At 31.5% G+C, this 20,821-nt stretch carries 20 protein-coding genes; 6 read left to right on the top strand and 14 right to left on the bottom strand.

The features are described 5' to 3' along the window. Positions 1-16 precede the first annotated feature (16 nt). From ACTS9J_RS15845 to ACTS9J_RS15830, 4 genes are all read right to left on the bottom strand, one after another. Positions 17-904, bottom strand: coding sequence for an IS3 family transposase (locus ACTS9J_RS15845; RefSeq protein ID WP_181816276.1), 888 nt, complete (start codon positions 902-904; stop codon positions 17-19). Positions 905-927: 23 nt separating this feature from the next. Next, a complete protein-coding gene (locus tag ACTS9J_RS15840) occupies positions 928-1,194 on the bottom strand; it encodes a transposase (RefSeq protein ID WP_038336637.1) in 267 nt (88 codons plus the stop codon). A 55-nt stretch (positions 1,195-1,249) separates the two neighbouring features. After that, positions 1,250-1,576 (bottom strand): AAA family ATPase, encoded by a 327-nt coding sequence (locus tag ACTS9J_RS15835; RefSeq protein ID WP_448353483.1) that lies wholly within the window; start codon positions 1,574-1,576, stop codon positions 1,250-1,252. A gap of 307 nt (positions 1,577-1,883) precedes the next feature. After that, positions 1,884-2,405, bottom strand: coding sequence for a hypothetical protein (locus ACTS9J_RS15830; RefSeq protein ID WP_448353482.1), 522 nt, complete (start codon positions 2,403-2,405; stop codon positions 1,884-1,886). Between the two features lie 272 nt (positions 2,406-2,677). Here ACTS9J_RS15830 and ACTS9J_RS15825 point away from each other — a divergent pair, with 272 nt between their 5' ends. Further along, on the top strand, positions 2,678-3,274 hold the full coding sequence (locus ACTS9J_RS15825; protein ID WP_448352645.1) for a nucleotide-binding protein: 597 nt from the start codon (positions 2,678-2,680) through the stop codon (positions 3,272-3,274). Next, positions 3,274-3,492 carry a ribbon-helix-helix protein, CopG family gene (locus ACTS9J_RS15820; RefSeq protein WP_448352646.1) on the top strand — a complete coding sequence of 73 codons (219 nt, stop codon included), beginning with the start codon at positions 3,274-3,276 and terminating at the stop codon, positions 3,490-3,492. The genes ACTS9J_RS15825 and ACTS9J_RS15820 overlap by 1 nt, the downstream gene beginning before the upstream one ends. 39 nt (positions 3,493-3,531) lie before the next feature. Here ACTS9J_RS15820 and ACTS9J_RS15815 read toward each other — a convergent pair whose 3' ends face one another. The 3 genes from ACTS9J_RS15815 to ACTS9J_RS15805 all read right to left on the bottom strand — a co-directional run bounded on the left by ACTS9J_RS15815 (position 3,532) and on the right by ACTS9J_RS15805 (position 5,759). Next, on the bottom strand, positions 3,532-4,176 hold the full coding sequence (locus tag ACTS9J_RS15815; protein WP_448352647.1) for a nucleotidyl transferase AbiEii/AbiGii toxin family protein: 645 nt from the start codon (positions 4,174-4,176) through the stop codon (positions 3,532-3,534). Positions 4,177-4,179: 3 nt separating this feature from the next. Further along, complete coding sequence (locus tag ACTS9J_RS15810; RefSeq protein WP_225542896.1) at positions 4,180-4,668, bottom strand: helix-turn-helix transcriptional regulator; 489 nt, start codon at positions 4,666-4,668, stop codon at positions 4,180-4,182. 77 nt (positions 4,669-4,745) lie between these two features. Further along, positions 4,746-5,759, bottom strand: a complete 1,014-nt coding sequence (locus ACTS9J_RS15805; protein WP_286487218.1) for a replication initiation protein — start codon at positions 5,757-5,759, stop codon at positions 4,746-4,748. 1,147 nt (positions 5,760-6,906) lie between these two features. On the opposite strand from ACTS9J_RS15805, the gene ACTS9J_RS15800 reads away from it, so the two are divergent. From ACTS9J_RS15800 to ACTS9J_RS15790, 3 genes are read left to right on the top strand one after another with little or no spacing between them, the layout of a single operon-like run. Continuing rightward, positions 6,907-7,329, top strand: coding sequence for a plasmid mobilization protein (locus tag ACTS9J_RS15800; RefSeq protein ID WP_092910571.1), 423 nt, complete (start codon positions 6,907-6,909; stop codon positions 7,327-7,329). Continuing rightward, entirely contained in the window at positions 7,292-8,152 is an 861-nt protein-coding gene (locus ACTS9J_RS15795; RefSeq protein ID WP_125113011.1) for a relaxase/mobilization nuclease domain-containing protein, read from the top strand. The genes ACTS9J_RS15800 and ACTS9J_RS15795 overlap by 38 nt, the downstream gene beginning before the upstream one ends. A 17-nt stretch (positions 8,153-8,169) precedes the next feature. After that, entirely contained in the window at positions 8,170-8,508 is a 339-nt protein-coding gene (locus tag ACTS9J_RS15790; protein WP_448353481.1) for a hypothetical protein, read from the top strand. Positions 8,509-8,544: 36 nt separating this feature from the next. Here ACTS9J_RS15790 and ACTS9J_RS15785 read toward each other — a convergent pair whose 3' ends face one another. Continuing rightward, positions 8,545-9,162: a recombinase family protein gene (locus tag ACTS9J_RS15785; protein WP_092910698.1), complete on the bottom strand. Its 618-nt coding sequence runs from the start codon at positions 9,160-9,162 to the stop codon at positions 8,545-8,547. A gap of 140 nt (positions 9,163-9,302) precedes the next feature. Here ACTS9J_RS15785 and ACTS9J_RS15780 point away from each other — a divergent pair, with 140 nt between their 5' ends. Further along, positions 9,303-12,263: a Tn3 family transposase gene (locus ACTS9J_RS15780; protein WP_092910703.1), complete on the top strand. Its 2,961-nt coding sequence runs from the start codon at positions 9,303-9,305 to the stop codon at positions 12,261-12,263. 40 nt (positions 12,264-12,303) lie between these two features. On the opposite strand, the gene ACTS9J_RS15775 is transcribed toward ACTS9J_RS15780, so the two are convergent. From ACTS9J_RS15775 to ACTS9J_RS15750, 6 genes are all read right to left on the bottom strand, one after another. Then, positions 12,304-13,977, bottom strand: a complete 1,674-nt coding sequence (locus ACTS9J_RS15775; protein ID WP_448353480.1) for an oleate hydratase — start codon at positions 13,975-13,977, stop codon at positions 12,304-12,306. A 226-nt stretch (positions 13,978-14,203) separates the two neighbouring features. Further along, positions 14,204-14,521: a transposase gene (locus ACTS9J_RS15770; RefSeq protein ID WP_092910626.1), complete on the bottom strand. Its 318-nt coding sequence runs from the start codon at positions 14,519-14,521 to the stop codon at positions 14,204-14,206. A 280-nt stretch (positions 14,522-14,801) separates the two neighbouring features. After that, positions 14,802-15,233, bottom strand: a complete 432-nt coding sequence (locus tag ACTS9J_RS15765) for a transposase (protein ID WP_448350557.1) — start codon at positions 15,231-15,233, stop codon at positions 14,802-14,804. A gap of 62 nt (positions 15,234-15,295) precedes the next feature. Further along, entirely contained in the window at positions 15,296-15,856 is a 561-nt protein-coding gene (locus tag ACTS9J_RS15760) for a hypothetical protein (RefSeq protein WP_448353479.1), read from the bottom strand. Between the two features lie 133 nt (positions 15,857-15,989). Then, positions 15,990-19,937 (bottom strand): hypothetical protein, encoded by a 3,948-nt coding sequence (locus ACTS9J_RS15755; RefSeq protein ID WP_448353478.1) that lies wholly within the window; start codon positions 19,935-19,937, stop codon positions 15,990-15,992. 172 nt (positions 19,938-20,109) lie between these two features. Beyond that, positions 20,110-20,778: a hypothetical protein gene (locus ACTS9J_RS15750; RefSeq protein ID WP_448353477.1), complete on the bottom strand. Its 669-nt coding sequence runs from the start codon at positions 20,776-20,778 to the stop codon at positions 20,110-20,112. Positions 20,779-20,821: the final 43 nt, after the last annotated feature.

Raw genomic sequence — 20,821 nt, 5'->3', positions numbered from 1 at the left:
TGTAATCTTCCCCTTGTTAGGAACATTTAAAAGTATAGTTTTTATTTAATATTATTGTATTATTATTTTGATTAATTTGAAATGTAGGAAAATCATTAGGATTTTTGACCTTACCATATTTCAATAAAAAATTTCTAGGAGAAAGATATTGTAAAGAACTGTGTGGTCTTTCATTGTTATACATCCACATCCAAATTTCTGTATAATTTTTCATTTCTTTGATATTTTCAAATAAATAAGCATTTAAAAAATCTGTTCTAAAAGTTCTATTAAATCTTTCAATCAACGAATTTTGCGTAGGTTTCCCAGGTTGAATATAATATAATTCAATGGCTTTTTTTTGACAAAATAGTTTTAGTTTTTCAGCAATAAATTCTGGACCATTATCTACTCTAATTTTCTCAGGTTTCCCTCGCCATTCGATTAGTTTTTCAAGTTCAGAAATTACTTTAGCTGAAGGTAAGCTTGTGTCGATACAAATACTCAAAATTTCTCGATTAAAATCGTCTATAATATTCAAACTTCTCACGCTTTTTCCGTTTTCTAAACTATCATGCATGAAATCCATACTCCACGTTACATTTGGATAAATCGGACGTAAAAGCGGCTCTTTAATCCTTGCAGGAAGTCTTTTTTTACGTTTATTACGTAGGTTAAGTTTCATCGAAGTATAAATTCGATAAACTCGTTTATGGTTCCAAGTAAATCCTAAATTTCGTAAACGATGATGCATCATCCAAAAGCCCCAAGTTTGATGCTCGTTGGATAGCGCTATCAATTGAAAACGTATTTTATCATCCTCATCTTTACGTACTTTTTGATAATAAAAAACGGATGTTCTTAAGCTAAATAGACGACAAGCCCTGCGAGAACTTAGCTGATGTTTTTCTTTTGAATACAACACCAACTCTCGTTTTTCACAAGGCGTTATAGCTTTTTTTCGATAACATCTTTTAAAACTACGTTTTCCAAAGTAAGCTCTGCTACAATTTTTTTATATTGGGACAATTGCTTCTCTAGTTCTTTTAATTGAGCTAATTGATGGGCTTCCATTCCGCCATATTTACTCTTCCATTTATAAAAAGTGGGTTGACTTATTCCATGTTCACGACAAATTTCATTGACTGTTTTGCCTTGATTTTGTTCTGATAAGATCTTGACGATCTGAACTTCTGTAAAATTGCTCTGTTTCATAATTATCCCTAAGTTAATAAACTATATTTTTAAACGGTCCGGTTTTTAGGGAAGATTACACTTCAGTTATAAAATATAATTCAAAACTAGAATTTTTATTTTTACTTTCATTATCAAAAAGAAAAGGATTGAAATTTAATTTTTCATTTTTTTTACTATTAGGAGATAAAACTAAATCTCTTATAAATTCAAGAGATTTAAGCATTGTTGTTTTTCCTGATGCATTAGCACCATATAATAATAACAATTTTAAAAGCCTAAAACCAGGTATTGGTTCAATTATATAATAATTTTCTAAATCATCATTTTTATTAGCCTCAAAAGATATAGTTTGCTTTTCTCTAATTGGACCAAAATTTTCTATTGAAAATCTTATTATCATATTTTTTTGTATTAAAAATGTAATTCATTTACAAAATAACATATAAAAAACATAAAAGCAAACAAAAGTTGAAGTAAAATTAAGCTATAATAATATTTAACATAATCATTATTATCTACCAATATTTTTTATGTTAAAACACTGATATTGTGAGAGTGCCGTTTTGGATAAATTACTTTGTGTTTAAAAATCCTCTGGAAGGCGCATTCTACCGTTGAGTAAGGGTATTCAAATCGGTCAATAAGAAGTAAATTATCTCTTTTATAAAGATAGTATCGTTTTTATAGAAGAGATAATTATAGATCATTTAAAATATAACCAAGTTATCGTTGTATTTTTTTACTTGTTTTTTGATGATGGAATTATACCATTCTTTTTCTATATATTTCATTTTTAGAACTTGATAGCCTTCATCAGTTAATAAAAGATGTCCAATAAATGATTTAACAAGCGGATGATCTGGTCGATTAATCATCATAGACTCAAGAATTTTAAAATTTTCTTGATCTATTTCTCCGTTTTGAATATTAAACTCCAGAAAGAAGCCAACTTCTACTAGATAAGTTGGGCGAGAGAACATCATTAAAAATGCTTGATGTCGAATGTCTTTTGGCATTTTTTGATGAAACTGATCAAAGTAATATTCCATGACTTCCTTTGGTTCTCTTTTTTCGACAATTATTCTGAAATTATCACAGAAAGGGGCTACTTCTACTCCATCGATTTTTTGGAATGTAGGAGGTTTAGAATCATCGAAGAATAATAGATTGAAGAGTGATGAGATCACCTTTTTTTGGTGGTAAGGGCTGACTTTTATTTGGTTTTCCATATACTTAAAAGTTGGTGCGAAACTAGGTACAATCCGTTACTGAGGCACTGAGATACCCAAAACCCAGAAAGACTTCGCCCGCACCAATATATGGTACAGGCGTAAGTCTATCAAGAATATTGGGTTTTTAGAAGATTCTCAGTTTTCAGTAACCAATTCTGATAGCTTACGCTGACGTAATTATTATTTTATGAGTTAAAATTACAATAAATATTTGAAATATAATATAAATACGTATATTCGTATATATATATTAACGTATATACGTATTTATGAGTAAAATTATAACAATAGCCCATCAAAAGGGAGGTGTAGGTAAGAGCACTCTAGCTTTGAATCTATCATACAGATTTAGTAATGATGTTAAAACAGCCTTGACTGATGTAGATCCTCAAGGTACAATTATGAACCTTCAAGAATTAGTAGAAGACTTTGATATTATCAATTTTGATACTATGAAGAAACTTAGAAGCTTGGAATACGATGTAGTTTTTATTGATAGTCCTCCTTATATTATTGATACAATTCAACCAATATTTGAAGAATCTGATTTTGTTTTAGTTCCAACAAAAGTTGGGGTTCCAGATATTATGGCAATTTCCACAACAATTGATTTAATTAAAAAAGCACAAAAAAAGAATAAAGATTTGAAAGCTGCAATTGTTTTAAATATGCTGAAACCAAATATAAAAATTAAGGAACAGGCTATAGAACAATTAGAAAAATATGAATTACCAATATTGTCGTCTATTCATGACAGGATTTCTTATGGTAGTTCTTTTTTAAATGGAGGAGTTATGGGAACTAATGACTCGCAAGCAAAAAATGAAATTGAAAAATTGTCTAACGAAATTTTAAATATGTTGTAATGGAAAATGCTTTTGATAAATTAAAAAATATTCAAAAATCTAATTCACCTAAACAAAAGGTGGTTCAGGTAAAGGAAAGTAAAAGAGATAGTGAGAAAAGTTATATGCTTTGGTTAAATAAAGATTTACTAAAAGACTTAAAAAAGAGAGCAATTGAGGAGGATTCTAACATGAAAGAAATTATAGAGAAGGCTTTAAATCAGTATCTTAATAAATAAAAAGTAAATACGTATATATGTATATACATTTATACGTATTTACTTTTTAACTAATTCTTCAAAGTCATCTTTTATAAATTCCCAATATTTTCCTCTCAAACAAATTGGATCAAAATCGTCATCAGCTATTGAGAAATCTATCAAATTATGATAGATTAACTCTGAATCATGACTATATGGATAACGCTTTTCATGTAAACTAATCATATCCGAAATATCATATTTATCTAGTAATTCATGCAAATCCCAAAAATCTTTTTTTCGTCCACCTCTTTGAATTACATCTATTTTCATTGCAATAATTTCATCAATTGAAGCCAGTTTAATATTATCAATTACAATCTTATTTGTAATAAATGGATCTGTATAAAATATATCAAGCTTTACAGAATCTTCTTTATTGTTTCCAATGGTATAAGATTTCCCGAATGCAGGAATAAAGTCAGAGTTGAAATCAAGATAATTGAATTTTGTAGAAAGATAATTTTCAATTGTTTCAAAATCTAAAGAACCATATTCAACATCTGAGAATAAATCTATATCTATGGATATTCTATGACCTAATTGTAAACTTAATGAAGTACCTCCAACTAATCTAAAATCATTAAAGATTTCAGAACTCATTAGAGTTTTTAAACTTGACTTAAGAATTGGATTAACTGTATTATAAAAAAGTGATTTCATAAATTATGATTCTAGATGTAGATTAATTGGTAGAGTAGAGGCAGAATTTAAAGCTTCAGTAATTTTTTCATTGCCATAAAAACGAATAATTTCTTTCTTTTCATCATCATTTCCTCTTTCAAAAATTCGTTTGATAATTGCTCTATAATTTTTAATCCAATCTAGTTTATCAAAATCTGTATCCCAAAATAATATTCTTCTTATTAAAGAAATGTTTGGTGTAGATTTTTGCAATTTTTTTTTCTCTTTGTTTATATCAAAATATGTTTGAAGTAAAACTAGATCTCCTTCATTTATATTTAATTTATCTTCAATTTTCAACGCTAGAGAAATAGGTAAACTTCTTTTTCCTTTTATGATAGCATTAAACGTTTGAGGATGTTCCCCAATACTTAATGCAAAAGGACGCTGTTTTATAGCTCGTTTTTTTAATTCACGATCTAATACAATACCTGGATGAATTCCTTTATATTTTTCTGAAATTGAAAGCATATACAAATATAAGCAAAAATGTTTATATTTTGTTTATTGTATATACGTATAAATGTATTTATTTAAATACGTATATATTATTTAAGATAAATTTCTTCAAACTTTTTTTCTACTTTTTTCTTTAAAGCACCTATTATAAAACCTTTTCTATTGTCTGCATAAGAAGAAGGTTCTCTAATTTCTGCTAAGAAATCTAAAGTTTCTTCTTCTGAAAAGTATTTATAAACTGATTCAAATAAATTTAAATTATTATTAAGTTCTCGTTCAGTAAACTGAAAATTATGAGTTAAATAGTCTTCAATGTTTTTTGGAATGAACCAACGATTTGACATTTGTTTGTTCAAGTTTTGCTTCTTGATATCTTCGTCTTCAAATTGTGGTTGGTAAATTGGAACGAAATGTATTGATGTAATTTTACGTCCTGTTTTTATTGTTTCATAATGGAAAGTATATGGAGAACATTTATCAAGTTCTTTTTTTGCAGAGACGATAACATATTTTATAAAATCTTTATTTTCTTTATACTTATCAGTAATACCAAACATCTCTTTCAATTTATCTATCGAATAATTTATTGGTGTTTTTTGAGCTGAAAACAATTCATAAAATCTCATAGCATAAATACTTTCAAATTGCATTGCAACTTTTAATTCATATTTTCTATATCCTTTTGAAAAATCCATCAAAGCTTGATAAATGAAATCTGCCACATAAAATGTGATATTCTCAGTACGAGTTTTGTTAATTTCTACATTAAAAACAATACCAGCACTTCTATAAACATCTTCATCTTCGTACTCAATAATTTTTTGTTGTAACCCTTTCAAGGCTTTCTTTATTCTTGAGTGATTTTTATCTGTTTTACTATCCTCTGTTGTCAAAAAAGCAGAAATAGGCATTACATATTCTTTAGATTTGAATAGAGTAGAATTGACTTGATATCGATCACTCAGTTTCTTACCTTCAATCAAATTCTGATTAAGCTCTATAATTCGATATAAAATCCTTTTTTCATAAACACTGAAGTCATACTTAGCAGTAGTAAGAATATAAGATTGCAAAACTTCTTTGTTCTTTATGGTTATGCTCATTATAGTTTTTATTAGGAGTTGATGAATACAAATATATTAAAAAGGAGTTATAAAAACAAACTCCTAGTTAGTATTCAAAAACTCCTAGTTGACTTACTTATTAGTATTCAAAAACTCCTAGTTAAGTATTCAAAAACTCCTATTTAGATATTTTTAAACCTTTGTAACTTATTGTTTATCATTTTTATATATGGTTTTTATCGAAAGTCGATAAGTAATGTATAATAAGCTATGTTATAATTAATACAAAAACATAGATTTTTTAAGTTTATAAGGATCAATTTTTCTTGGAAAAATCGAAAGTTAGGAGCTCATTTGAAATAAACTGTTTTCGTTGGAGTGGAAAAACAAAAACAATTTGACGTGACTTTTTTATGCGCACCAGGGGGCGGCTCAAATTTATCTTTTTTTGATAGATTTTATCTATTAAGTTGCTGATTTTTAATTTTTTAACTGTAATTTTGTTAGGTAAAATTTATGTATAACGTAAATTTGAAAGCGAAATTGTTACAAACGACTTCTTTCTGAGGTCGTTTTTTTGCGTTTTAAGCTTTTATTCTTGTTATTAGATGTAATTCATTGTTTTTGTTTCAAGTATGGTTTATTATTGTTTAAAAGGGCATTGTTATCAAAGTTTAAAAGGTTTATTTGTTTCGTTTTTTAAGTTGTTCTTATTTATCGTTTATTTTATTGTCTGGTGCTGAATGACTTTAAATTACTATTTTTTTACGTTTGTATGGATTATTTTTTAGCGTTATTTTTTTATTATTCTGAATAGTTGATAGATGGTGTTTTATAAATTATTTTGTATCTTTCCCTGAATTAATTGAATTAAATAAGGATTGGATTTTTATTTAAACGTAGGAAATGTATAAATTAAGGCTAATTTTGATTTAATATTGTGAGCAAGATGTACCTTTCGCAATACAAAAAGCAAAATACCATCATTTCATTTTGTTATTTATGCTTTTCTTGTGCTCATAGGTTCTCTTGTTTTGTTCCCTTAATCGGTCACAAAAGTCTCCATCTCCGATGGATCATTTTATACTAAAATGAAATTTTGAAATCCTGTTTCAATTTATTTTTTTAGGTATTTTGATGGTTTAAGTGAGATTAATTTCAGTTTATATTTTTAGTGAATTATTGTATGATAGAAGAAGAAATCAATTGGGAAGATTTTATAAAAGATGAGGAACTTCGAGCAACACGAAGTAAAAGTGGGAAGTTAGGAGGACGACCTAAAAAAGAATCTTCAGATCGAAAATCCAAGTCGATTTACATTCGTGTATCGGAAGAAGAGTTTTTAATGTTACAAAAGAAAGTTGTGGCTTCAGGTCAAAATCAAAGTCAATATTGTCGTAATGTTTTATTGAATTCTTCTGTTGCTCCAATTATTCAATCCGTTAGTAGAGATCAAGAATTACAAAGTTTTCGCACAAACTTTAGTCGAATTAGTAATTATATGAAATTCAAAGATCCTCTATTGAATTTGGAAGTCATAAAGGTTATTGAAAAAATGAATCGTTATTTAGATGATCGGAATAGGGAGAACCACGAAGGGAAGTATTAAAGCTATTGCTTATGCTTCTCGTGAAGAGAAAGGGGAACAGAAAGCCTTTGCAACTGAAATTAGTCGAAATGGATTAGTAGGAGAGAATGCTCGAGCAATTTATCATGAACTCATGGCTGTATCGAATCAGAATCATCGTGTCGATAAACCTTTTTATAATGTTGTTTTATCTCCTTCAGCTGAGAATACGTTGAAATGGAGTTTGGAAGATTGGGAGAAGTTGGTTCATGATTTTTTAGAGAAGAAGGAGTTATCTTCTCATCAGCATATAGCTTATTTACATCAAGATACAGATACGTCTCATTTACATCTAATTGTTAATCGTATTGATTTTAATGGAGAGAATAGAGTGAATCAACGCTTTATAGGTAAACAGACGAGTCGTATAGCGAATGAATTAGCACAGGATAGGGGATGGAAGAATATGCTTGAATTGAGTAAAGAGAAGAGTCAATTCAAGGTTTTACAGTACGGAAATGTTTTGGTAAATGGATTGAAAGAGAGTTATAATTTGAAGGATTTAGCGGATCATTTGAAAGGTTTAGGTTATGGTTTGAATCTTCAGTTTGATCAGAATGAGCGATTGAAAGGCTTAAAAATTTTTCAATTTTCGGAGGTGTTAGAAAATGAAAGGCGTAAACAGAACAGGCAGAAACCTGTGAATTATGGCGTAAAGTTCAGTGAGCTTTCTCGTGGTCATGATGCGTTTAAAAAATTGAAAGCGGTTAATTTACAGGTGTTTTTAGAACAGAAAGCAGAGAAATTGAAGCTTCAACAAGAGCAGGAGATTAAACCAAAAAGAAATATTGGAAGAAGATTTTAAAAATTAATACTAAACTTATGAGTGAAAATAATAGACCAAAAAGTCCAAGTGAAATTTTAGAAGGATTGAGTCATCAAGCTAATAGAATGGCTTTATTAACGAAAGAAATTGATGAAAAGATTTATGCTTTTTATTCAGTTCAAAAGCAGTTTATTGAGAATGGAAATACGATTACTGCTGAACAAAACAAGATTTTAAATGAGTTAAAGAATTATAAAGCTCCTGAAATTTCATTGGATCCTTATGCAAAAAAGCAGATGGAAGAGTTGAAACAATATGAGAAAATCAGTCGTAAAAAAGATAAGACTATTCCGTATTTGGGGTCAGTCGACGAAACGGAGAAAATAGCACGTTAACAATTTAATCTATGATTAATATGTTTTAAATAAATATTATTTATTATTCAAGATTTTTAAAGCAACTTCTTTTGCTGATCCATCCCCATTAATATACATATACAATGTCGTCGTTGTAATTCCAAGCTTCTTTGCGACTTCTTTAGCTACTGCATTTTTATCAGACATAGCTAACATTGCCATTTTAATTGTCGTTATATCCATTTTTCTAGGTCTTCCTCCTTTTTTACCTCTTGCTCTAGCTGCTTCTAACCCCGCTTTTGTTCTTTCAATAATAAGTGATCTTTCAAATTCTGCTAAAGCTGCAAATATTCCAAAAATCAGTTTACCATTAGCTGTAGATGTATCTATTTGAGCCCCATTTCCAGCTAATACTTTTAGTCCAATATTTTGATTATTCAATTCATCTACCATATTGACTAAATGCTTTAAATCTCTTCCTAAACGATCAAGTTTCCATATTACTAAGTTATTTCCTGGTTGTAATGCTTTAAGACAATTTTCAAGTCCTGGTCTATGATCTTTTCTTCCAGAAGCTAAATCTTTATAAATTCTTTTTGAATCAACTCCTGCATTTATTAAAGCGTCTAATTGTAAATCCAAAGATTGGCTTCCATCGCTTTTTGATACTCTTATATATCCTATATCTACCATATGTACTAAAAGATTAAAACAAATATAAAACTTTGTTTTGTTTTTCTTAATGAGTTATCTTGTATATATGTAATGGATTATTATTACTTTTAATTGAACAAGAAAAACGGTCGTTTTTCTTGTTATTATATTGTAATGAAATGCCTAGAAAAAAAATATTATCAGAATTTGATAAAAACACATTGATTCAACTTCCAGAATTAGAAGATGAATTTATTAGAATTTATAGTCTATCAGAACAAGATATTTCTATCATAGAGAGTAATTGTAGGGGTAAATCTAATAAATTAGGTTTTGCTGTTCTTTTGAGTTACATGAGGTGTCCAGGTATTATACTTCCAGTAGATGAATATCCTACAGATAAAATTATACAATTTTTAAGCTTACAACTTAATATTCCTAGTGAAGAATGGTTAAAATATGGGAAAAGAGCGCAAACTAGAAGGGAACATCTATCATTAATACAATCTATTTATGGGTATAGAATGTTTAATAATCAAGATTACAATTATTATTTTAATTACTTAATGAACATTTCTTTACAAACAGATAAAGGAATTCTAATTGTACAAGAATTTATAAAAGATATTAAGAAATATAAAATTTTACAACCATCTATTAATACAATCGAAAATTTATGTTCAGAAGCCTTAATGAATGCAGAAAAACAAATCTTTGACAAACTAACTTTTTCATTATCAATAACACAAAAAGATATCCTAGATAATCTTCTTAATTCAAAAGAAAAAAGCAATGTTAGTTATCTTAACTGGTTAAAACAATCACCAAAATCTGTTAATTCTAAAAGCCTATTGATTCATATAGAACGTTTAAAATTTATAAAAGAAATAAACCTTCATAAAGATATTGGAAAAGATATTCATCAGAATAGACTACTTAAAATTGCGAGAGAAGGTAGACAGATGACACCCCAGCATTTAAGAGATTTTGAAGAGTCTCGCAGATATGCAACATTAATAGCCGTTTTGATTGAAACCAAAGCTTCTATTATTGATGAAATTATAGAAATGAATGATAAAATAATTGGTTCTCTTTTCAAGTATGCTAAAAATACTCAATCTCAAAAAATGCAAGAATCGGGGAAATCTATGGGAAAACAGCTTGATATATTTTTAAAAATTGGTCATGCACTTCTTGATGCTAAAGAAACAGGAGAAGATCCATTTAGTGCTGTAGAATCAGTTGTTTCATGGGAAGATTTAGCTAAAAGTATATCGGATACTAAAGATTTAACGGTTAAACAGAATTTTGATTCACTTTATTTTATATCAGATAAATATTTCACGATAAAAAAGTATGGTGCCGAATTTTTGAAAGTATTAGAAATTCATTCTGCTCCTGTAGCAGAAGATATTTTAAAGACAGTAAGTATTTTGATAGATTTATATGATGGAAAACTTAAAAAACTACCCGAAAATATTCCTTCAAGTTTCATCAGAAAAAGATGGGAAGATTTAGTTTTTACTGAGAATGGAATCAATCGAAAATTTTATGAATTATGTCTATTCTCAGAACTTAAAAATCATTTACGTTCTGGAGATCTTTGGGTTAAGGGGTCTAGACAATACAAAGATTTCGAAGATTATCTTATTCCTGTAAAGAAATTTACTGAAATGAGAGATAAAAATACAGTTCCTCTTGATGTAGTGTTGAATGGAGAAGAGTTTCTTTCACAGCGAATGAGAATTCTTTCCAAGAAAATACAAACTGTTTGTAAACTTATTGAAAACAATGAACTCCCAGACTCTTCAATTATTAATGACAGAATAAAGATTAAACCTCTTGAAAATACAGTTCCTGAAGAAGCTGAAATTTTAGGAAAAAAAATATACGGGTTGCTTCCTCTTATTAAAATTACTGATCTCTTGAAAGAAGTCGATCAGTGGACAAATTTTACAGATGAGTTCATCCATTTAAAATCCGGAAATAAAGTAGAAGATAAAAACCTATTACTAACTGTCATATTATCAGATGCTATTAATCTTGGATTAAGGAAAATGTCGGAAGCTTCTCCAGGAACTTCTTACGCAAAACTTTCCTGGCTTCAGGCTTGGCATATTAGAGATGATACTTACTCTTTAGCTTTAGCTAAAATTATAAATAAACAAACTCAGCACCATTTTTCTTCTTACTGGGGAGAAGGAAAAACATCTTCTTCAGATGGTCAACGTTTTGCTACAGGTAGCTATGCGCAAAGGACAGGTACTATTAACCCTAAATATGGAAGTTCTCCAGGAGTTCAGTTTTATACACACATTTCTGATCAATATGCTCCATTTCATACTAAAGTTATTAATGTAGGTGTAAGAGACGCGACTTATGTATTAGATGGATTACTATATCATGAATCTGATCTACAGATAGAAGAACATTACACTGATACCGCTGGATTTACCGATCATGTGTTTGCCTTGATGCAGTTATTAGGATTTAAATTTGCACCAAGAATCAGAGATTTGAATGATAAGAAACTCTTCATACCTGAAGCATCTACTGAATATTCTGCTTTATCAGAACATATAGGAGGTACAATTAACAGTAAAAAAATCATTCAAAACTGGAATGAAATAGTAAGATTGGCTACTTCCATAAAAAATGGAACTGTTACCGCTTCATTGATTGTAAAGAAGATTGGAAGCTACCCAAGACAAAACGGACTGGCGGTAGCATTGCGAGAATTGGGTAAAATTGAGAGAACCTTATTTATGCTCGACTGGTATATGAGTCCAGAACTTAGGCGAAGAGTTACTGCGGGACTTAATAAAGGTGAAGCTAGAAATGCTCTAGCTAGAGCAGTATATTTTAATAGACTAGGAGAGGTACGTGAAAGAACTTTTGAAAATCAACGATATAAAGCAAGCGGTCTTAATTTGGTAACGGCTGCTATTGTTTTATGGAATACAGTTTATATTGAAAAAGTAGTAGAGTATTTGAAAGAGCAAGGAGAAGAAATTAATGAAGAATTACTTCAATATCTGTCTCCCTTAGGATGGGAACATATTCACTTAACGGGAGATTATGTGTGGAACAATCAAATAAAATTGAAGAATGGAGAATTTAGGCCACTAAGAAATTCATAAAGTATTTGTTTTACCTATTATAAATCCATTAAATTATAGATTAAATTGTTAACGTGCTATTTTTTCCGTTTCGTCGACTGACCCCTAATAGAACCCTGATGTCGAAAGAGGAAGCAAAAACTTCAGGAACGCCCCGGTCTACCTCTAACAACGTATAAACCGCTTCCATTGCTGTACGTACGGAATATTCTGTCGTAAATACCGTATCTTTTTCAGTCTCAGCAAAATTGCCGATAAACGCGAGGTTGACCGAACCTTCCGGAACGACCAAAGGACGGTCGCCCAATGCACGAGGCATAAAATAAGAAGTAATATAGGGCATACGACAAGGGATGGTATTAGCCGAATTTTGGGCAATAGCTGCGATTTCACTTTCGGGAACACCGATATGATATAGTAACTCCTCGCATAATTCGGCTCCGGAACATTCGGTTATTTTTTTCTTGACATAATCACCGGGCTTATCGGAGAACAATCCATATACCCAAACAATCACCTCATTGTCTCTCTGTTTTTTAAAGTGGGGCTGGCGGCTGATAGAAAAACCATATAACCAACTGGAATCTTTGATGGTTACAGGCCCGCTGGTTACAATACTGCCACTCTTCGGGTCTTTTTTCGTGATTTTTTCAATATAAGGCAATACTTTATCGTCCGTCAACGTAATGGTTCCGGAAATGACCCAGTTGGCTTCTGGAATATTTTCGCAGAATTTCTCTGGTTTTCCGAAACTGGCATCTTGTAGTGCCAGCTTTTTCCAAAGCTTCCAGCTGCCACCGATATCTGACGTTACGGGAGCCGGCGTATTGTTATCGCCATAAGTGGTGCTTTCCGTGATGGAGCCATTCGTTACAAATACCAAATCATTTTCTGTTAATTGGATTTGCTTTTCTTGACCGTCCTGAATCAATTCTATACGCTGTGCTACTTTCTTATGGTCTTTTGTATCAACTATAATATTTTGAACCTGGGTATTGTATTGAAAATCAACCCCCTGCTCTTTAAGATAATTGACAAGCGGTAGAATCAACGACTCATACTGGTTGTACTTGGTAAAACGAAGCGAAGACATATCGGCAATTTTGCCTACGTGAGGTATGAAACGCAACACATAGCGGCGCATCTCCAATGCACTGGCCCAGGGTTCAAAAGCGAACATCGTTGCCCAGTATAACCAAAAGTTGGAATTGAAGAAATCTTCGGTGAATACCTGGTCTATCTGCAAATCCTGCAATTTTTCTTCGGGAATCAAAACCAGTTTTATTAATTCCTGTATGGCTTTTGGTGTCAAGGTAAGCAGTCCATCGGTAGAGAGACGTTCTCCTTTATGGACGATCACCCTTGTATGAGAGAAGGAAGGGTCTTCTTTGTTCAGCCAGTAAAATTCGTCCAGTACAGATGCTCCTTCGGTATCAAGGGAAGGGATACTGCGAAAAAGATCCCACAAGGTTTCGAAATGGACTTCCATCTCTCGGCCGCCGCGAATGATATATCCCTTTTGTTCATCCAGGATACCGTCCATACTGCCGCCTGGAAGTGCCAGTTCTTCTAAAATATGAATCTTACTGCCGTTCATCTGCCCGTCGCGGATCATAAAAGCCGCAGCAGAAAGAGATGCCAATCCTGAACCAATCAGATACGCTGATTTTTGGTCTACATTTGCGGGTTTTTTGGGATTTGCAAATGCTTCATAATTTCCATTGCTGTAATACATAATTTCCTTTTTAAGAATGTTTTTGTTTGTATGTTGTCAAAATAATTTAGACACCTCTTTCTAAAAATTAAGAGAGTGTTTGGTTTATAAATTTATTATTTTTTCTTGAAAATACAACTGTGGATATACTAACTTAGTTGAAATTTGATTTTTACATTTTGGTGCATCAAAATTACCTTTTGCTTTAAATGGGTTTTTAGTTTTTTCATAGGTTATGTAGTTTATTTTATACTAAAAATAGTTTTTTCCATTTTGAAACTGTATTTCGACTTAATCTAAAATGATTTGCTAATTGAGAATTATTGAGACCATTTTCCTTTTGGTAATCTAAAATATTCAAAATATCTGATTTTTTATACGAACGAAATTTCTGACTATTATTAATAATTCCTTTGCCAAATATTTTTGTATTTATTTCTATAACGTCTACAATGGAGAGTGTTGTTTTATTAAGAATGTTTTCGCATGCATTTCTTTTTTCAGGGTATTTTCTATCTAAAATATCTTTAAAAATTTGTTTATAATTAGGGCTTGATTTTTCCATATTCTTATTTAACTTTTATTCTTATTACTCCATCATAATTAAAATATATAAAGAGTTTTTTTTCTACTTAACAAAAATTTTTAATCCTTATTATTAATCATAGGTACTATATATTCTATTACCAAATATCATATTCTGAGTGATATTTACTGTATCCCAAGATGTTCTTTACATCTATTTTGGTTTTGTTTTGAAACAAAGTAATCATTTTTTGATGACGAATTATTTTTATCATTTTTTGATCAGATTTTTATACTGTAAAATGAAATTGGACTATACCTTATTTGGTGTATTTACTTATCCATTTATATAGAGTCGTTTTTGGAATCCTGTAACGATCCATTATTTCATTTTTTGTCATCTGTTTTGTTTCTAATTGTTCTAATATAAATTCTATGATTTCTTTTGTATAGATATTTTTACGAAACTGTGGAAGACTAGTTTGTTTCTTTATACTATCTTTCGGTTTGTCTGCTCCTATTGGTGCATATAGAATAAGATGTTGAGAGTATAATCTAAAAAAATCATATTCTAATAGTTTACTCCATTTTAGTAAAATCTCTGTATCCAATATTTTTGATTCATACATTTTCTTTATTCTCCTTTCATCACAATTTATAAAATTGCAGATACGACCTATCTCTATTTCACTTTCTACAACAGCTTTTTGAATAACCGATCCAATATGGATATCTTTATAATTATCACTCATTATTTCTAAATGCTTATTTTTTTTAATAAAGCAGTCTTTATAAAAAGACTGCTTTATTCTACTTATTTCCAGTAACTCCAATTTGTACCATCGTACACAGCTAGAGTATCTGATGTTGTATCATACACTATATTACCTGCAACAGGACCTATTACAGCGGTATTAGGATCAGCTACTTTAGGTAGAACCAATGTTCTTGTTTCTGATTCTAAAATCAAAACACCTGGTTTACTACTGGTTTCTGCTCCAATAATTATCCCTTGTTTGTTAACAGATTCTCCAGTACTCACATAAGGGTTTAGTTTGCCTCCTTCTTGAGATGCGTCTAACTTCGCTGAAAGAGAAGTCCAACGATCATTTGTACTAGTTCTTCCTTCTCGAACTTGCACCTCTTTAGTTGCTACATTGAATATGAATGTTCCGTTTACAGCATCTGTAGGAGCTGTAGTAACAGAAGGCAAAATAATACCTCTAAGATTTGTAGCTTCATCGCCAAATTCTAATAATACACTATTATTTGTAACGCTACTTTTTCCGATAGCGACTTGAGCTGATGCAGATACAGCTGCAAAAAAACTCGCTGTTACTAACATTTTAATCGCTAATGTTTTATTTATACTCATTTTATTTATCTTTTATTTTGAGATTGACTATCTCATGGTTTTGTTGTTAATAGTAACTAGAGAAAAGCATTTGGTAAAACAATCAATTTTTACCAAGATTACTTTTCTTATCAAAAAAAATTATGAAAAACTCTTATTCGTTACAACCTCTTTCCAAACAGTTCCATCCTTTTCTTGAAGGATCAATCAATGGGGATTCACCTCTGTATAATTGGACACAATTTTCTGTTGTGTTGTAAATAAGCATTCCTTCAATCGCTGTAAGTGCGTCTCGTTGAGTTGTAGTCATATGAGGAATTACTAAACCGGCATTTGAACTTTCTAATGCGATATATCCATTTGGTACAACTTCTGGCCATCCCGATGTTACATTTGCTTTTGTTGAAACTCCTACATTCGTACGAACTGATGAGGTACCTGAAGCAGCTGGTTTAACACATTTTGGAGCAGCACACGGAACTGCTTTTTTACCATAACCAGTACCTATCATAGCTGTAGGTGGCCATAAAGTACTTTGTGTAGCTAGTATTGTATTGCTTGAAGTTACATTCCAATTGATACGGTTTAAAGTAGCACCGTTTATCAATTTCAGTTTTTCAAATGGAGCTGTTGTACTTCTTCTACCCAAAAGTGTTACATTACCTGTTGGGTCTATATCTATACGTAATGCAGGTACTTTACTGGCTGCATTACCGATCTGCCAAATATTTGGTATACCATTTGTAAAAGTAGGACCATATCCAGCGTCGTCTGACTCAAAACGAACATTAGAAACCATGCCTCCTTGATTATGAAATTCTATTTCCATATTTGACAGTTTACTACCATTAATTTCCATATTAAATGAATTATCTAAATAGTAAATATCTAATGTAAAGCCTTGATCTGCTCCAGCTGGTTGAATAAAAGTTTTGCTAATTGTATTATTAACGATTGGATCTGTAGCATTACTCATACTGAAATCTTCTCCTAAAATTGGTTCTGTACATTCAGAAGGCTCAAAAATATCGACTGGTACTACACAAGATGGTACACCTACTTTGTTTTCGAAGTACATAATATCATCAATCAATGTATGCCCAAAAGTTGTACGGTTACCACGAATTTGGATATCCATTGTTTTTCCTGTAAAATCCATTGTTCCGATATTAATAGCTGCTTTTAGTGGCACCCAACCAAAAGAAACTGCTCTTGGTCCTGGTAGCGGATTATCTGCTTTTAACTGTGCTGACGCATATACTTTACCAGTATTACGGTCTACCAAATCCATGTACATATAATCTGTATTAGCCGTATAGTTTACATACGAGAACAATTGTAATGTATATGTTTTACCCATCTCTGGCTTAACATCATCTATTCTATAGAATGGTCGAATACCTTGAGATTGAGATACATTACCCTTTACAAGAAAAGCTGCACCGTTTAAATGACCTGACATATCTAGTACATTTAGAACAGAAGGATCTGCTGGGTTGTCCCAAGGATAAGTATTTGTCCAGTCATATACTTGTGGATATGATTGTCCAGATGCCCAATGTGGTGCTATTGCAGAAGAACCGTTTACAGTAGTATTGTCTGTAAACGAACGAGGATCCCAGCCAAGTCTAACAAAAGCAGGCGGTACTACTGCATAGCTACCATCCCCAATATGAGAATCGAAATACTTGATAGGGCCAGAAGGTGTAGCTCCAACACCTGTTGGTAAGTGAGTTCCAATATAATTAGGATCATATAGCGGATCGTTGTAACCTGGTGAAAAACGGTAACCGTTGGTAATAGCACCTCCATTAGAGGTTAACGTAGATGATAATATATTAGGTTGATTCACCCACGGGATTCTACCGTCTTTAACCAACGGAGATGAAGTATTAAAATTCTGATAGTGAATAACTCCAGCATTATAACTAGCTCCTTCATCATATATATAATCCATCATACAATCTTGTAAGATGAAAATACTAGCACTACTCATATTTCTATTCCCTCCGTTAACAGTATTTAAAGCAATCTCATTATAAATATCTGTTGGAGGTGTATTTACCGAATTGTTAGTTGCCATAGGGTCCACGTAATCTGCTGGGCGCAATACACTTGCTGTAAAAGTACGTACAACTGGTGCAAAACTACCAGTAACACTGGTTGCATTGGTATCTGTATGGTCAACCACTGCAGAAAAAATAAATTCTATATGACCTACACCAAAATTAGACTTCTTACCAGTGTATCTTCTTAATACTGGATCATAAGTTAATGTAACACCTCCGTTATTTGATACATTGGTGATTCTTACACCATTTGGTATTTCAAACATTATTGTTACTTCTGCTTCTGAAGAAATAGCATCTGGACCGTTATTCCAAATATTTGAATAAAACCCAAACGCATCACCTTCTGATAAAGATGGATTTATGCTCGAAGCCCCTAAAACATCTGTTATATTAGCTGTTGCTGATAAATCACTTTTTTTAATAGCAACTGTTGTGTTAACTGTTGCTACAGGTCCTTTTATATATGACCAAGTATCTATAGATTTGTCGTTACCAAATCCTTGAGAAAGGTTAGTACTACTTAATGGACTGGTATTGTTATTTTGCTGTCCCCACATATGTCCTCCAGTACCTGTAGGTCCACTAAGCGAACCTGCTACACTTGCATCAAGTGGATTAGGGGCTTTCCCGTTATTGTTTGTGCCAGTAACTCTTGAAATATCGCTATCATCCCAATAAACACGAAAACGTTCGTCAGAAAGAGGATTGTTCCCGTTCAAAAGTTCTAATACGAGTCCATTAGGATTGATTTCCATATCAATAAATGGAAAATGCACCTCTGCTCCACGTAACTGTACTTTCACTAACACAGAGGCATTAGTTCCTGGAAGAGAGTTGTTATTACCATCCTTACCATCCCAAAATATTTTGTTACTACCTGCAATCGCAGTTCCTGTTAAAGTTCTGGTTGCAAAAGAAGGCGAGCCAGAACTTTCTATTGTAATTGTATAAATCCCTTGTGCATCTGCTGTAAAATTAATATACCCTCCTTTTAATCCCAATTCTCCAACTGTTCCTTCAGCTCCTACAATACTAATATTACTTGCATTTGGAGTAATTGGGGTATTTTTCAACCATGTACTATTATTTGGGACGCTACCATTAGCAGAAGTAGGTAAATCTTGAGCTGGTTGACTATAAAAAATTTTATGTGTTATATTATCCCCTGCATCTGCTGCCAAAGGAGAATGTACAAAAGAAGAAATACCAGTTGTGAAATTTTTACTTTTATAAGAAGGGCTACTATCATTTACGTCAGTCAAAAAACCTTTGTTATTTATAAAAAATGTAAAACCTATACCATTATTCCCGTTATTATTTACCTTATAAATATATCCATCTTTTGTCAGCGCATACATATTTCCATAAAAACCTGCCGTTTGACTACCACTAATGTGTAAATTCATTACATTGGTATAAACTCTTCCTGGCACCCAAGCTCCTGCACTCTCTACAGATACATCCCACGCTGCAATAAGTTCTGAGCTTGTATCTTGCGTCCAGCTATCATTAGCCGCAATATTAGAAACAGCAGGAGTTCCTGTAGAAGATACATTTCCTGTCGGTAAAAATTCTATTTTCCAAACCCCTTCTTCTGCCGTTAAAGCAGTACGGTTATAAGTTGCATATCGATTGCCTCCTGCAGCTTGCGACTTTAATCTTGGACCAGCAAGCTCTGCTGTTCTATTGGTTATTCGTCCTGTTGTTCCTGAGGAAGTATAAACAGTACCATTTGGTGCTGTTAATCTAATTATACCATTTCCTATTCCTTGTGCGCTGGAAGCTGTATGCAGTATTTCACCAGCTTTAACGTAAGCATAATGTGTTCCTTCTGTTTTGAAGGGCCATGATCCTACTGTAAATCCTATAGTACCTGTATAAGAGTTACTATACAAAAAAGCACGTCCACCTGTTACTCCATTTGGATATAGATCTTTAGATCCTTCTGCATAGGCATTACTCCCACAGAGTAAGGCTATTGCAAGAGGTAAAACTTTTCCACCTTGAGAAAGTAGTTTTTTAATATTCATATTATTTAAGTTTGTTTATGTAAAGCAATACATGTTTAACACTTTATATTTTTGTTTCGTTATATATCGTTCGAATTTTACTTACCATAACTGTAACTAGTTAATTACAGTAACCGAAATTCTGAGTACCCATTACAGAGTAATAATCTAAACCTATCCACTCTGTGTGCTACTAGAAAAAAATAAAAGGATCATATGGTGGTGGACGATTTTTAAAATACGTCACAAGAGTTTTGTGTACAAAGACTTCTTTTCTATATTTATTATTTTCTTCGCTTAGTATGAGAGACTTGTATAGTTCTAGATTATCAGCTGATGTTACAGATATGCACTTATTATTTTGATAAGTTTGTACTGCCATTATTTGTATCCGTTTATCTGAAGAAAGTCGACTACTGGAAGTATTAGAATAATATAATGGCTTTACTTTTTGGGTAACTTCTCTCAACTGTTTTGTTGTTGACGTAGTATTCTTTTCCCTTGATCGAGATTGAGTAATATGTTTCTTCGCTTTTTTCTCGATAACTTTACCAAAATGTATAATCTCAGTATTTTTTAACTGATCAGCATTTGTTATAAATGAATTTCCTTTTATATATAGCTTTGTTTTTTCTGTTTTTGCAGGAGTAACAACATGTAGTAGATGAACATTTCTTATTGTTGTCTTCTCTCCAATATATAAATAAGTTTCACTATTTTTTAGAGAATCATTAACCGATGAATTCCCATACACCTGTGTAGATATAGCCTGTACAATAACACACAAAATACAGGCATACAACTTCATATTAAACTGTATGTCTGAAAATAATAGGTTTATATGACGATTATTATTCATCATCTGGTTTAGTTGGGTATAAAATAGGTTTTAGGTTTAAGTTTTC

This window comes from Empedobacter sp. ULE_I140 (assembly GCF_053482575.1).
Note: the sequence above shows the minus strand (reverse complement) of the source record. Positions and strands in the feature narration are given on the sequence as shown.